Source organism: Alteromonas portus (genome assembly GCF_005117025.1).
GTDB classification, from domain to species: Bacteria; Pseudomonadota; Gammaproteobacteria; order Enterobacterales; family Alteromonadaceae; genus Alteromonas; species Alteromonas portus.
In genome coordinates this window covers 25,210-39,305 of the sequence record NZ_SWCO01000007.1, presented here as the reverse complement: position 1 = coordinate 39,305, position 14,096 = coordinate 25,210, and the positions used below count along the sequence as shown (strand labels likewise).

The following is a 14,096-nucleotide window of genomic DNA, read 5'->3' as shown; positions in this document are numbered from 1 at the left end:
CCTATGTTCCTTTCAGATACCATTCATATTATTCCTAAGTTTGAATCTTAACGAGTGAATTTGGGTGTGTATGTTAATATACACATTATGCTTATAATTCAATAGTTTATAAAAATACTAATTGCGGTGACGATCATTACCAATATAATAAGTGCAAATTAAACTACGCCATCAGTTGAAGTCGCACACTTGACCCCTTTTTCCAAAACACTTGAAACACTCCGACGCAATAGAGACTTGAGTCAAACAGATTTGGCTTCTATGGTGGGTGTTCGTGCAAACTATATAAGCACGCTAGAAAATAGCCGCAAGTTACCTTCCGAAGCGCTCCTGGAAAAAATTATTGATTGTCTTCGTTTAAATCAAAACGACACTGAACGACTGAAAAACGACCTTGAACTTAGCCGTTTTAGCCTAAGAGCGCCTAATAATGCATCAAGGGAAGAGTTTGAACTGTTGTATATGATGAAAGACTACGTTGGTAATCTTACATCAAGCCAAATACAGCTAATGAAAATGGCATTGAAAATAGAAGACGAAATAAAATCAGAGAGAGGTATCTTATGAGGAACTAGCAGGACCGACTGGAAGCCGGCCCGACTAGAGATAGCAAGTACATAATACTTACCCTCGCAAGCAAGATTATGTACCGCCTATCTCTCGTCGTCAAATCCCTGTTTCCAGCATCACAATAATCAGAAATTAATTATTGCCATTATTGGTAAGGGATAATCATGCGAAAAATTAATGATTTTGCTGTGACGGCAACGTTACAGCTTGCGTCAAGACAAAACGCAGTTAAACCGCACATAAGAAGCAGAGAGCCTGTCAGCCGATCGAAAGGTCGGGTTGTTGGTTACTATGCGTCTTGGAAAAACAAGAGGTCTGTTGCCTGGGAGTCACAGCTAGAGAGAGATGCGTGTGCACTGTTTGAATTTTCAAAAGGAGTAGTTGCCTATTTCGAACAACCAGAAAAATTCGAGTTAAAAGAGGAAGGTAAATCAGTCAGCTATACACCCGACTTCAAGCTTAGCTTTAGATGCGGAGGGGTGGCATACGTTGAAATCAAACCGGAAAGCTATCTAAAAGACGGTTGTCTGAAAAGTAAATTAGCGAAGTTTTCAGAGATAATTCGGCTAGAGAAAAAAGCGGATTTCTTTGTTCTCACTGAAAGAGAGATACGTGTAACTAACTTCCAAACTAATCTCACCATACTGAAACACTACAGCAAATTAACAATCAGTAATATCGAAGTAAGCGGGATGAAGGCGTGGTTACAAGAAAAGCGTAAAGCGCCTATTTTTGCACTTTCGAAGATGCTTGGTTCATCGCCTAAAGCTTTTGCATTCATTGCTCATGGACATGCTCAAGTCGACCTTAGTCAACCCCTGTCTGAAACGTCAATGACATTTACCAATGAGGATAACAGCGATGAAAGTATCATCTTTTCATGCCGGTTCGCACCTGACTTTGAATAGCAAAAGCTTCAAAATTGTTCGCAAGGTTCAAAACAAGGTGTACTTGGAGAATATTGAAAACTTGAACGTTATTGTCAAACACGTTGAAGAATTATTGCAACTTCACACTAAGGGAGAATTGAGCTTGATAGGTGTCAATGCTAGTTCCACTCCGAGCGCAAGATTTAGTAAAGACTTGCAATCTTTGGATCCGGAGCACAGAGACATCGTTTTTTATCGACTCAAGTTTATAAAAAAAGCTATACAACTACTTGGGAAACAGCCTACGACTGTTGGCTTACAGAGCGTGATAGCTGAGACAGGCCAAACTTTCGGCTTAAAAAAAATTCCATCGATGGATTCGGTTTATAAATGGTGGAAAAGATATCACTGCTCCGGTGGCGATATCATGTCACTACGAAAAAGGAGGCCAGGAAAAGCGGGTACACGCCGCTTCGGTTCAATAATCATAGATGAAATTAAAGCGATTATTGAAGAGGAGTATCTTTCTAATAATAAACCCACACCGTCGCATGTTTATCGGCTGCTCGAACATAAAGTAGAGCTTCTCAACAGGCTGAGACCGACGCCACTCAAATTCCCTTCAAAAGCTCAGTTTTACAGAATAATAAACGGACTTGACCAATACCAAACGATGTTACATCGGCAAGGTAAAAAAGTCGCAGACAAGCATTTTCGTTCGACGGGAGCAGGACCATCGACAAGTATGATTTTAGAGCGAGTAGAAGTTGATCATTCGCCTGTTGACGTTTGTTTAGTTGATGAGGGTACAGGAGTTGTTCTAGGCCGGGCTACCATCACATTGCTAATTGATGTGTATTCTCGAATGATACTTGGGTTTTACATAGGGTTTGAGCCTCCCTCGTTAGTTGCTGTGATGAGGGCTTTACGCCATGCAATTTTGCCCAAAGAAAGCAATGCACCCTATCTAAATGATGTTACAGGCGAATGGACTGCGTATGGTATTCCAGTGAATCTCATCTGCGATAATGGTTCAGAATTCCACGCAGAAACATTTAAACGACTATGCGCAGAACTGAGTATCAATCTTCAATTTTGTCCTAAAGGTGAGGCTAGATACAAAGGCACTGTGGAAAGAATGGTGGGAACTATTAATAGAGAAGTTTGCCATCATTTACCAGGAACGACATTTGGCTCAATACAGCAAAGAGGAGACTATAAATCTGAAGATTATGCATGTGTGACAGAAAAAGAACTCAAAAGCTTTGTATCCCGCTGGATTGTTGATATCTACCACAACCGAGTCCACACAAAGACAAAAAGGACTCCTCTTGCAATGTGGAACGAAGGGCTTGAGTCTGTGTCCCCGATTTTACCCGAAAGTGAAGCGGCACTGGCGTTTTGCATGACACATGAGGAAACAAGACGTTTGACTCACAAAGGCATTGAGATTTTCAGTATGTTTTACAACTCGGCAGACTTGCGAGCCTTAAGATGCAGAAGACATGATAACTATGACGTTATTGTGCGTGCCGATCCTGAAGATTTAGGTCGAATATGGGTCTTGGATGATAAAAATGGAGACTATATTTGTGTTCCAAGTATTACACCTGAGTACGCAACTGGATTATCCCTCAGACAACACAAGCATATAAGAAAAAATCTCATCGACAAGGGGCTGGGTGAACAGAATAAAAAGGCAGTCTTGGAGCACGTTTACAGGCTTAACGAAGATATCAAATCGCTTAAATCGAATAGATTACAAAAGAAACGAAGAAAGGCGGCACAACTCACGCAACCTAATCAAAATAGCTCTTCCCAAGAGCGCCTACAACCAGCACCGCTCGAAGACACTGTGTTTGACAGTTTTGAGTCATTTGATGTCGTCCAATTCGCTTCAGCTACCTTGGATGAGGCGCTATGATGATTAGCGAAGAGAACATTTTTAAGCATATCGCCAAAACCAAAAACACTATCGTCGTTCATCCATCTTATCAAAAAGCCTCTGAACAAATTGAAAAAGCGTTGAGGGCGAAAATTGCTGCGAACGTGAGTAAAAATATATTATGCCTTGGAGATCCTGGTACAGGTAAAACAACACTCAAAAATCACCTGAAGGTCAAATATCCACCAATGAATGATTCTGTGTGTATAGCACAGCCACTTGTGTGTGTAGAGACGCCGTCCAAGCCCACTGTAAAAAGCATGGCCGAAACGATTTTAGTAGAGCTCGATGACCCTAATTTCTATCGCGGTACTGCAACGCAAAAAACCAATAGGATAAAGGACCTGTTTAGAGAAAAGAAAGTGATGATGCTGATTGTGGATGAGCTTCAGCATTTTGTTGACCACTGCGGACCGTCTACAGCAAAAGAAGTCTCGGATTGGCTGAAATCACTTATGGAGGACTCGAAAGTTTGTTTCGTTTTGATGGGGCTGAAAAGAAGTATTACCCTCCTTTCGATAAACACTCAACTGCAAAGACGGTTTAGCCAAAAAGTGTACCTGCCGCCTTTCTCTATCACTGATCCAGAAAGCACCAAAATCTTTGGTGGTGTCATTTTACAATTAGAACAAAGCTTGGCGACTAAGAGTCCTCTTGCGCTAACTGAGGACTTAGTAAAAAGATTCTATTTTGCGACGATGGGGATTATTGATTACGTCACAAAGATATTGATCACAGCCTATGAAATCGCAATGGACATGGGGCATGAGGGGATAACTAGTGAAACACTTGAATTAGCCTTCAACGAAGCGATTTGGCAGGAATGCAAAAGGTCTAAAAATCCATTTAGTAATACATTCACTTGGGAATTTTTGGATAAGCCGAACATGCCGTTCCACGATGCAGTAGAACGGGATTCCATGCGACAAACCAAGGGGGGCTTCAAATGACGTTGAAAAAGCCTCCTATACACCCGCCGATAGAGGCTGGCGAATCCCCATTGTTTTATCTAAAACGGCTTGCTTTGTTAAACCACTATGATTCACATACTTGGCTGTACAAAAATGCTGAAGATAGGGTTTCAAGAAATTTGAGTCAGCTCGTCGACTACCTTACCGAAGAGGATTGGACAAAACAGGCTGAGCAAGATGAAGCAGCACTTCGCATCTTCCAGTTAGAGAATTTCCACTTAGTTAAAAAAGCTAGGTTTTGTCCTATTTGTATCAGCGAGGATAAAATATGGAGAGCTACTTGGCACCTTAAAACCTCGGTAACATGCGTAAAACATGAGGTTAATTTGGTGGATGTTTGCACAACATGTTGTGCAGACACAGACCTCTTCAAAGCTAAACTTCACGAGTGTGTTTGTGGTGCACCGTACGGTGTGCAAAGTACTGTTAGAGCATCTAAACAGCTACTAGAACTTCAGCGGTTTATTGAGGACGGTGCTGTACCTGAACAAAACAGAGAGCAGCTTATGCCGGCTGACCATGAGTTAACTCTTGAGGAGCGAGTATCGCTAGTCAGCTTGTTCTCGCGGCTTACACCAAACCACGATGTTAAAAAAACAGGTACCAGTACAAAATTAAATAGTATGCAACAAGCACTCGATGCCCTCCAGGATGTCGCTCGCGGTTTGCTTGGGGGCAAGGCGATGTTTATTGCTTTGCTTGGTGTTTTGCAAAAGATGGGCGGCAAAGGTCACAAAGTTGACCAACTCACTATCTTTTACCGATCTTTTTATAAGGAAGCAAAAAAAGCGTGCTTTCAACGGTACAAAGATGTTTTAGAAGCAGAAATTACGAAACGTAGTGTCTATGCGACAAAAAGAAATAGCTTGTTCAGTGAGGAGACAATCAATGGGAACGTTTGGCTCCCATTGAAGGTAGCATCTAAAGAGTATTCAGTTGCAGTATCCAAACTCAGGCTTGCGACAAAAGAGGGATTAATAGCTTGTGATAGACAGAAAAAAGGCGGGAGAACCTTTTCACTGATATACCGTCCCCATTTAGAAACGCGTCTTAGCTTTTTGCTGGAGCAACTCAATGCTACAGAAGCTGCTATTTTACTTGGGGTTACGAAGTCTCAAATGCAGCTAATGTGTAACAGCGGAGTGTTCTTATCCGCTGTTCCGCCAGAGCCTGGACGATGTTCACATTGGAGGATTGCAAAAAGTGAGATAGTCGAATATTTGAAAAGTCTTACGCCAAAGAAAGTTAAGTTGATGCCCAAGTCGATTCTTTTACCTGTTGCCATGAAAAAATACGGTGGTGATATACCCAACTTATTTTTAACTATTCTGCAAGAATGCAGAGTCGGCAACTTATTGTCTTACTTAGACGATGAGGCATTAGGTATAAGAGGCCTGGTACTTTGTCATCGTGATTTAATCAGTCTCATTAAAAGGATCACTCCAGACCACCACATTTCAGCAACAAGAATGGCGGGCAAATTGCAATTACATCCTGAATTCATGTCGCAGTTAGTAAAGCATAAGCTCATCAAGAGCTACGAGACTGACAACAACTCTGACGAGAGAGTGATTCCGTTAGAGTTTGCCCACAAGTTTAAGACGCGATTTGTTATAGGGGCGAAACTGGCCAATGTCCTTGAGATGAGCCCCAGGGATTTATATCGACATCTAGCTGAACTCGGTATTATGCCCTTTGACCATGATAAAAACTATAAGCTTAGGAGTAAGTTGTATCAGAGGTATCAGTTTGTGGATGCACCGATGATTTATGCCTATGTCCGTAATCTTTTAGATTGGAATGATGTAAGTTTTTAACCGAACTTTTCGTGGTCAGCATGCGATGGGGTTCTGTTAATTAACCCTGAAAAAGAAAAGGACCAGTAATGTCGGGTTCAGCACTGTCTCATTAATGGGGAAGTGGACACAACCCCTTAAATGTTTTACTAAAACCTGATTTGTTATCATATTATGAAACGTTTCGGTACGTCTATTTTTTCGAATTTTTGTTAAAATAGATGATAGGGGATTATATTCATGGCTAGTAAAGCCGACTACGAACGATTGCCTGCAACAGAAGTTTAGTATCAAATGAGTCGATATCAATGTTGTTAGAATAGCAACGATAGTGTGGCTAATAACACTTCATAAATTTCTGTGTTTTGAAGTAAGAAATAATGCCGATATTTCAATACAGTCAAGATATTTACTTCTAGCACCGAGTAACCAAAACGACTAGCTGCCCCAGTGCTTGCTAAAAAGAAACAAGGTTTGAAACGAATTCAATCAAAATTATGTATTTTTTAAATCCATTACTTTCAAAAGAGTAGTTGCATACCCATTCTCCTGAACAAAAGTTTCTTCTAAGATTGTCTTTCCGATACAAGATTCTTGTTTAACAGAAAACCAAGTGCTCAATCTCACTTCATTACTATGGAATTTTTCAGAGCTGTTAAGGTTGATTTTTGCTAGCTGGCTATCGGCTGGAACGCTTGAGCTTTTGTTCGCAACTAACCAAAAAGGGTTCGAATCGCAGTTTAACCCATACAAGATGGTGCGATTATATGTGTAGACGACAGCCAAGTGATCCTGATGCAAATTTATGTAGTTGTTTGCACAAGCCTGAAGACTAACGTCAAAAGTACTTTTAAGGTCGACTATATTTTGAATATTAGAACTTGCAGAAATAAGTTGCCGCTCATTAATCAATTTGGGCGGCATCAAGAGTAGTGAGGCAAAAAGGTTTGCTTCGGCTTCCATATCGACGTATTCGTTATGAGCGTCTCTCTTAGCCATATCCTTTACAGTGCATTGCATTCTATGACCATGTCTTGGTATTAAGAAATGCCCCAATTCGTGGGCAAGGGTAAAACGGCGCTTTGTAGGGATAATGTTTTCACTAATCGCAATTATCCCTTCAGATTTAACATCATTAGCAATTAAAGCCCCCTCTATTCCCTCTAAAGGAAGGTACTGAATATCAGAAATCCCAACTTGAGAGGCGATGTGCTCAAGATTAATAGGAAATTTTACATTAGGATTTTGATTGAAAATCTCTTCGGTAATATCTTGTGCGGTTTCGTAATCTGCCAATTCCAATAAATTTAGATTAATTTGCATCTCGATTTTTTTTGTCCAGTTCCTTGGCTAAGTTATCCAATATTAACAAATCTGAATCAGATAAGTTCTTTTCTGCAATACTACGAGCAAATGCCTGTACTCTGTCGTTTTCACTAGTATCGTCTGTAAGAAAGTCTATGGTAACACTATAGTATTTTGCTAGATTTTTTAGAAGCTCGAGAGAAGGGTTCTTAGATGTACCTCTTTCGAGTTCCCATATGTGAGGCTTAGAAGCGCCAACACTGTTAGCAACCTCTTGTAGAGATTTTCTTTTACTTAGACGTAAGTCTTTTAATTTTGAACCCAATGACATTCTTATAAAATTCCATTCTTTCACGCGGTAAGATAAATCTAACATAGGTGTAATATTTTGTCTTTACTTTTTCTTGTCGTTAGATTAATCTAACGACGGTGTATTTGTTTATCTTCTTTATTAGGTGTGTATATGAATGGTAAAAATCAACACGTAGTGCCCCATGTTAACGGTTGGGCTGTAAAAGGCGCTGGCAACCAGCGCGCGACAGAAGTTTTCTCGACTCAGACTGACGCTATTCGTAGTGCAAGACAAATAGCGCAAAATCAGGGTTCTGAAATGCTAGTTCATGGAAAAAATGGACAGATTAGAGAAAAGAGTAGTTATGGAAGCGACCCATTTCCTCCAAAAGGATAACGCTCAATCAAATGAGCGCTCCTTAGAAGAAATATAACAATCTCAGACGATAAAGATTGTTATTAACGCATAGAACAATTGCTCATTAGCGATGGTGTAGGAGCCTAAAGTTTGAGTGCTTGTTCTGATCATGTCAATAATATTTAAATTTAGGGAGCCGAATTATGGCTGAAAGATATGAAATATTCTTAGGTTCAAATCGACAATACTATTTTAGATTGGTCGCACCAAACAACGAAATAGTCCTTCAAAGTGAAGGTTATACATCCTATCAAAGTGCAGAAAATGGTGTTCATTCTTGCCGCTTGCACAGTCCATATGACAACAATTATCGACGCTTAATAAGCTCCGCCAGCCATCCGTATTTTACGCTAGTAGCATCTAATGGCAAAACAATAGGGGTTAGTGAGACTTACTCTAGCAACCAAGCAAGAGAAAATGGAATTAGTTCTGTAAAGCGTTATGGACCAAGAGCGAACGTGATAAGAAAAGCGAGTTAACTTGTAGGTTGGCCATGCACTAAAAGTTCATGGCTTACTTATTTTTCTCTCGTATCACAATTAAAATTCTTTGAAGGAAGTTAATTATGAAAAAGAACGATTATCGACCAGGAGAAGTTATTGTTACTGATTTCCTTGGATATCAGCACTGGTCCATTGTGAGTGACCGAAAGTGTGATGACAACCAATACAAGCTAATTTCGGCGACCAGACGAAATGGCACCGTGAAAGAAGAGAAATTTGATACGGTGACCCAAGGCCGTCATTCCTATAAAGTCGGCGATATAGGTAAACCAGAAGATTTTCTTTTTTTAATTGATCGAGCTCGAGGATGGATCGGTCAGTGGGATTACTCAATACTCAGTGCCAATTGCGAACATTTTGTAAACCTTATTCGCTTAGATAAAGCGAAATCTCGACAACTAGAAAATACTCTTTTGTGTAGTGCTATAACTCTGTTGTTAGTCTCCGCTTCGTCTAAGAAAATAAGTGTAAGCTCTATGCTATGTTTATTGGTTATATCCGGAGGTATAGCTGTTTATGCCTCTCGCGGCCAACCTGCTGCAAGTAATTCTTTAAATCATAATGAAGGCAATATTGGATGATGAGGAGACTTACATGAGAAATATGAATTCCATAGTAAATGAGTATTATGAAGTTTTCGTATCGACGCGTGGTTTGTTTGCTAAATCTCCGATTTTTTTCGCAATGTTTGCAATAGCATCTATGTTTGCATTATTCACTACTTTTGCAATGGTCGGTCTGCTTGAAGTCGAGTGGTATGTGTCGTCAAAAAGTTCTAGGTTTGCATTTTTCGTAGTGAGTTTTCTACTTGCAGTGGCTATAAGCATTAAGCTTTCACTTGAAAAAGAAAAGTTAAACGTTGAGCGCGCGAAGAAGTTTTTAAGTTCTAGAGAAGACAAAATATATCAGCTAAAAACTAAATGGTTTGAAACATGTGTTGCGCCTAAAAGCACAGACTATTTGAAACTCGCGGAATCGCTTGATAAGGCTTCTCTTTTAAGAGAAAAGTACAGAGGGTTTAGTGACCTATCAGTAAAAGACTTTGTGAATGTGGTCTTTGCAGAGGATTCAAAGCCGCGAGTGTTGGCAATGTTTCTCATGCTTTCTGCAATGGTAGCTACATTGAGTGTTAAAGAAGACGTAACATTAACATCGGTATTGGAGTTTTACGGTCAAGCATCGCCAGAACAACTAGTATGGATATTTTTCTATTTTCCCACAGTGATTTTTATTGGTTACTTAGAAGTAAAGTATTTTCTAATTGCTATCGCAAGAGCGACGGAGAGGTTTTTCGAAAGATTTAACGGGGAAAATGTTTATAGCAAAAGGAGAACTCGAATTTTTATTAATGAGTTAATACGGCAATGTTCTCTAGAAAAACCGCGTATAAAGCATGATGGAGAGTTGTATAAATTGTCAAACCGTGAGACTGAAGCTGCATGATTTCTATTAGCCGAGAGTATCAAAAACTCCGCAAAAGTGATTTTTCAGTAAGCATGGAAGAGGTAAAACAACCACTTTCGGTCTTTCTCTACTGGTGTATTCCAGCGATATTGTCGGTCTACTTTGTAAAGTGGCTAGACGGAAAGGGGCCTGCCAATTATTTGCAAACAGCAATAGAACAAGGAGTTGGTCCGATACTCTGGAATACGCTAGCTTGCTTTGGTTTGATTTTGATGAGCTTTTCTTTCGCGTTTCCAAGGAATCAACTGCTTTCCGATGCTGCCAGTACGTTATTGAAAAATGTGTATGCAATTGGTTGTTTAAGCTTTGGCTTGTTGCTTGGGCAGTTTTTAACTTTAATACCGGAGATCCACGGACAAATAGAAGTATGGCGATTTTGGATATTGGTGCCCCTATCTGGTTATTTGCTCTTCGTCATTTTTGTACTGAACTTTGTTGTTTGGTATTTGAGTTACCTTGTTGGCTGGGGAAGCAGATATAACTTGAAACTGAGGCAGTTAAATTGGGTGGTTCGCTCTTTTGTCAGTTTTTCTTTTGCCGGAATAGTTTTCTTATTGCTGTGGATTGAGCAAGACTCACAATTAGTGCCTTAAAGCATTCTCAATGTTCTTTGAAGCTTTTTTTAGCCTGATTTTTTTAATTAGTGCTTAGTTTGTTACTGAAACGTCAATTCTAAATTTGATTGTCTGCAACCATTATCTATGAGTTTAGGCATTACTAATGCGATAAAGGCAACGTTAAACAAACTCGTTATGAGAAACAAGGAGTTTATGAATCAGTTATCATGAAAAATGTTTTAAAGGGTGTCGGTGACGAATTATTCAGAATTTGGTGTAATGACATTGAGTTCATTGAGCGGAATATAAACATTGGTGATGAGCCGGTGTTGTTGAAATTTCCGCCGACGCATAACGGTAAATTACGAGAGTGGCAGGCGGCAGAGATACTTATTTGTAATGGGAGTGCTCGGATAAAAGCGCTCTGAGCTTGTACATCCGAGTATGTTGTCCCTCTGATTGTTCTGACAACACCTTTGGCGACATGTATATGGTAAGGGATTTAGAAGCAATTATGAGAATCTTTGCGGAATTTAGAAGAGATTATGAGAATTTCAGATTCTGAAAAATTCTCATAGTTCGCGCAACGCTTTTAAAAACAGGTGTTCTTTTTTGCAAGGATTATGAGATCCCACATACTAATTGAAAAAAGCGACCAACGGGTCGCTTTTTTTTTGCCTAAGAACACTGGCAAATTATTCAGGTAGAGCAGAGAAAGTATTAGTGAAACTAAACGGGGGAGAACAATTTACTTTATGATAAAAGCAATGTGATGCCGCGAAGATACGGCATCAAGTTTAAACCTTTGAAACCACCAAGGCGACTTCTCCAGCACTTGCTGAGGTTGCAGTAAAGCGGTAGGTGCCTGTAGATGAGGGCGTGAATTGCAAGTTCTCTGAGCCCTGCTCACAGACTAAATAAACGGTAGAGCCTAGCATTACAGGCTGACCTTTATATTTGCCGCCACAGCTCTGTGAGGGCGTCCATTTTGCGTCAGATAACCTAAAGTCATAGGGTTGTCCGTCAGCAATGAGTTCTACATCAACTGTCCAACCAGAGCCTGAACGTTTGAACTTGTAGCTTGGGTCCGCTTCCCACCAATTAAACACGCCTCTAAGAAACATGTTTTCAAATTGAATACGTGGCACGTCCGGTGCTATTTCTGGGATTTTAAAGCTTCCACTGCTTGAGCATGCCGATAGGGCTATACACAAAGAAGCAATAGTTAATAACTTTTTCACAGCGTCTCCAATAATAAAAAAGCCCAACATTCAGAAGCTGGGCTTTTTGTTCTAAACGGCTTAAAACCGTATTAACTTTTACAAGCCTACGACTTCGCGAGAATTGATATGTCCGCGGTAGTAAGGAAAAGTTGCCTTAAAAGCGACAGCAAAGCAAGTCGGTTATTCTTAACCGCTTCGTCATCAGCCATAACCATTACGTTATCGAAGAAGTTATCGATTACATTTCGTAAGGTTGCAAGCGCAGTAAGAATACGCGTGTAGTCCTGTGAAGGAACAGCAATATCCACTTCTTTCTGAGCAGCTTTGAGCTCAACGTAAAGCGCTTTTTCAGCGTCTTCTGCTAACAATGACTCATCAATATTGATGGTGTCTGTTACTTCAACGTTCTGCTTAGCAAGGATGTTTGCTACACGTTTGTTAGCCGCAGCTAGCGCTTCGGCTTCTTCCAATGCTCTGAATTTATCTACCGCATGAACTCGGGCTAAGTAGTCAGCTGGCTTAGTAGGGCGACGAGCAGCAACAGCCTGAATAACGTCAATGGCGATAGCTTGATCTTGTAGGAGCGCAGTAAATCGACCCAATACAAAATCAACAACCTGAGATTGGGTTTCAGCATTTGTTAACTTATCGCCATACACATCGATAGCTTTGGTTACTAGCGTTTCAAGATCTAGCGGCAGTGACAGCTCAGTGACAATACGTAATACACCGATAGCTGCACGACGAAGCGCAAATGGGTCTTTATCACCCTTAGGTAACTGGCCAATACCAAAAATACCCACAAGAGTATCTAGTTTGTCAGCAAGTGCGACCGACGCGCTAACGCCTGAACTAGGAAGAGTATCACCAGCAAAACGCGGCATGTATTGTTCATACAGTGCTTCTGCAACAGGCGCATCTTCACCGTCGTTTAGCGCATAGTATTTACCCATAACACCTTGAACGTCTGGGAACTCCATAACCATGTTCGACATTAAGTCGGTTTTAGCTAGAAGACCCGCTCGTGCGGCTTGTGTTTCATTTGCATCTATTTGCGAAGCGATAAATGCCGATAGGGCAGATATACGTTCAGACTTTTCTTTTAGCGTACCAAGCTGTTTTTGGAACAACACGGTTTCTAAGCTTTCAAGGCGGCTTTCTAATGTCGTCTTTTTGTCACTATTAAAGAAGAACTCTGCGTCTGCAAGACGAGGGCGGATAACCTTTTCATTTCCAGAAATGACTTGAGACGCATCGCGACTTTCGATATTCGTTACAAACAAGAAAGTGTTTGAAAGTGCACCGTTGCTATCTAGCAGCGGCACATATTTTTGGTCGTCTTTCATGGTGTAGATAAGTGCTTCTTTCGGTACTGCTAAGAAAGCCTCATCAAACCCAGCTTGAAGTACAACCGGCCATTCTACAAGTGATGCAATTTCTTCCAGTAAGTCTTCATTGTAGTCTGGCTTAAGCGACAAGTTTTGCGCTGCGTCTTCAAGCTGTTGACGCACTTTATCTTTACGCGCCTCAAAATCTGCAAGCACAAATTGTTGCTCTAGGGCAGAGGCGTAATTGTCAGCATGATCAAGTTCAAAGCGACCTTCGCCGTGGAATCGGTGACCTTGAACAACACGGCCGCTTGTTAGGCCCAATATTGAAACGTTAACGACTTCGCTTCCGTAAAGCACGCAAAGGGTGTGTACCGGGCGTATAAACTGAGTATTGTAATTACCCCAACGCATCGGCTTTGGAATAGGTAGCTTACTTACCGCTTGGTTTATAAGGCCTTCCAATAACTCTGCAACTGATTGACCCGGAACGTGGGCTTTGTGAAGTAACCATTCACCTTTGTCAGTTACAAGGCGCTCTGCTTCAGCAACGTCAATACCGTTACCGCGAGCCCAACCTTGTGCAGCTTTTGTAGGGTTACCGTCAGCATCAAACGCGGCTGATACTGCTGGGCCGCGCTTCTCTACTACCTTGTCAGCTTGACCTTCAGCTAGACCTGAAACATAAACGGCCAAGCGGCGTGGGGCTGCAAACCAGCTTACTGAGTCAAAGCTTAAGTCAGCTTGCGTTAGCGCAGCTTCAAACTGTGTGGCGAAGGCTTCACCCAAAGACTTAAGCGCTTTTGGTGGTAACTCTTCAGTACCTAATTCAACTAAACAATTTTCTGTACGCACG

At 40.9% G+C, this 14,096-nt stretch carries 14 protein-coding genes; 10 read left to right on the top strand and 4 right to left on the bottom strand.

Annotated features, from left to right (window positions below):
* Positions 1-189: 189 nt before the first annotated feature.
* From E5672_RS11845 to E5672_RS11825, 5 genes are all read left to right on the top strand, one after another.
* Positions 190-567: a helix-turn-helix domain-containing protein gene (locus E5672_RS11845; protein WP_136782389.1), complete on the top strand. Its 378-nt coding sequence runs from the start codon at positions 190-192 to the stop codon at positions 565-567.
* A 167-nt stretch (positions 568-734) separates the two neighbouring features.
* Entirely contained in the window at positions 735-1,478 is a 744-nt protein-coding gene (locus E5672_RS11840; protein ID WP_136782388.1) for a TnsA endonuclease N-terminal domain-containing protein, read from the top strand.
* Positions 1,432-3,363 (top strand): Mu transposase C-terminal domain-containing protein, encoded by a 1,932-nt coding sequence (locus E5672_RS11835; protein ID WP_161569401.1) that lies wholly within the window; start codon positions 1,432-1,434, stop codon positions 3,361-3,363. Before E5672_RS11840 ends, E5672_RS11835 begins: the two co-directional genes overlap by 47 nt.
* Entirely contained in the window at positions 3,360-4,334 is a 975-nt protein-coding gene (locus tag E5672_RS11830; protein ID WP_136782386.1) for a TniB family NTP-binding protein, read from the top strand. Before E5672_RS11835 ends, E5672_RS11830 begins: the two co-directional genes overlap by 4 nt.
* Positions 4,331-6,172 (top strand): TniQ family protein, encoded by a 1,842-nt coding sequence (locus E5672_RS11825; protein WP_136782385.1) that lies wholly within the window; start codon positions 4,331-4,333, stop codon positions 6,170-6,172. Before E5672_RS11830 ends, E5672_RS11825 begins: the two co-directional genes overlap by 4 nt.
* Positions 6,173-6,646: 474 nt before the next feature.
* Here the strand turns inward: E5672_RS11825 and E5672_RS11820 are convergent, their stop codons facing one another.
* Positions 6,647-7,474 (bottom strand): ImmA/IrrE family metallo-endopeptidase, encoded by an 828-nt coding sequence (locus E5672_RS11820; RefSeq protein WP_136782384.1) that lies wholly within the window; start codon positions 7,472-7,474, stop codon positions 6,647-6,649.
* Positions 7,464-7,832, bottom strand: coding sequence for a helix-turn-helix domain-containing protein (locus E5672_RS11815; RefSeq protein ID WP_136782383.1), 369 nt, complete (start codon positions 7,830-7,832; stop codon positions 7,464-7,466). The genes E5672_RS11820 and E5672_RS11815 overlap by 11 nt, the downstream gene beginning before the upstream one ends.
* Positions 7,833-7,919: 87 nt before the next feature.
* Between E5672_RS11815 and E5672_RS11810 the strand changes: the two genes are divergently transcribed.
* The 5 genes from E5672_RS11810 (at position 7,920) to E5672_RS11790 (ending at position 10,725) form a co-directional block, all read left to right on the top strand.
* Complete coding sequence (locus E5672_RS11810; RefSeq protein ID WP_136782382.1) at positions 7,920-8,144, top strand: DUF2188 domain-containing protein; 225 nt, start codon at positions 7,920-7,922, stop codon at positions 8,142-8,144.
* A gap of 164 nt (positions 8,145-8,308) precedes the next feature.
* Positions 8,309-8,644: a YegP family protein gene (locus E5672_RS11805; protein ID WP_136782381.1), complete on the top strand. Its 336-nt coding sequence runs from the start codon at positions 8,309-8,311 to the stop codon at positions 8,642-8,644.
* A gap of 86 nt (positions 8,645-8,730) precedes the next feature.
* Complete coding sequence (locus tag E5672_RS11800) at positions 8,731-9,249, top strand: lecithin retinol acyltransferase family protein (RefSeq protein WP_136782380.1); 519 nt, start codon at positions 8,731-8,733, stop codon at positions 9,247-9,249.
* A 13-nt stretch (positions 9,250-9,262) separates the two neighbouring features.
* A complete protein-coding gene (locus E5672_RS11795) occupies positions 9,263-10,111 on the top strand; it encodes a hypothetical protein (RefSeq protein ID WP_136782379.1) in 849 nt (282 codons plus the stop codon).
* A complete protein-coding gene (locus E5672_RS11790; RefSeq protein WP_136782378.1) occupies positions 10,108-10,725 on the top strand; it encodes a hypothetical protein in 618 nt (205 codons plus the stop codon). Before E5672_RS11795 ends, E5672_RS11790 begins: the two co-directional genes overlap by 4 nt.
* A gap of 761 nt (positions 10,726-11,486) precedes the next feature.
* Here E5672_RS11790 and E5672_RS11785 read toward each other — a convergent pair.
* The gene (locus E5672_RS11785) at positions 11,487-11,930 is read right to left on the bottom strand and encodes a hypothetical protein (protein ID WP_136782377.1); all 444 of its coding nucleotides are present in this window, start codon (positions 11,928-11,930) and stop codon (positions 11,487-11,489) included.
* 86 nt (positions 11,931-12,016) lie between these two features.
* The gene (gene glyS / locus E5672_RS11780) at positions 12,017-14,095 is read right to left on the bottom strand and encodes a glycine--tRNA ligase subunit beta (RefSeq protein ID WP_136782376.1); all 2,079 of its coding nucleotides are present in this window, start codon (positions 14,093-14,095) and stop codon (positions 12,017-12,019) included.
* Between the last annotated feature and the right edge of the window lies 1 nt (position 14,096).

Bases quoted from the DNA above. Each gene is read 5' to 3' on its own strand.
- E5672_RS11820 (WP_136782384.1), bottom strand. From the start codon at position 7,474: ATGCAAATTAATCTAAATTTATTGGAATTGGCAGATTACGAAACCGCA.
- E5672_RS11840 (WP_136782388.1), top strand. From the start codon at position 735: ATGCGAAAAATTAATGATTTTGCTGTGACGGCAACGTTACAGCTTGCG.
- E5672_RS11805 (WP_136782381.1), top strand. From the start codon at position 8,309: ATGGCTGAAAGATATGAAATATTCTTAGGTTCAAATCGACAATACTAT.
- E5672_RS11815 (WP_136782383.1), bottom strand. From the start codon at position 7,832: ATGTTAGATTTATCTTACCGCGTGAAAGAATGGAATTTTATAAGAATG.
- E5672_RS11810 (WP_136782382.1), top strand. From the start codon at position 7,920: ATGAATGGTAAAAATCAACACGTAGTGCCCCATGTTAACGGTTGGGCT.
- E5672_RS11825 (WP_136782385.1), top strand. From the start codon at position 4,331: ATGACGTTGAAAAAGCCTCCTATACACCCGCCGATAGAGGCTGGCGAA.
- E5672_RS11800 (WP_136782380.1), top strand. From the start codon at position 8,731: ATGAAAAAGAACGATTATCGACCAGGAGAAGTTATTGTTACTGATTTC.
- E5672_RS11830 (WP_136782386.1), top strand. From the start codon at position 3,360: ATGATGATTAGCGAAGAGAACATTTTTAAGCATATCGCCAAAACCAAA.
- E5672_RS11795 (WP_136782379.1), top strand. From the start codon at position 9,263: ATGAGAAATATGAATTCCATAGTAAATGAGTATTATGAAGTTTTCGTA.
- E5672_RS11835 (WP_161569401.1), top strand. From the start codon at position 1,432: ATGAAAGTATCATCTTTTCATGCCGGTTCGCACCTGACTTTGAATAGC.
- E5672_RS11790 (WP_136782378.1), top strand. From the start codon at position 10,108: ATGATTTCTATTAGCCGAGAGTATCAAAAACTCCGCAAAAGTGATTTT.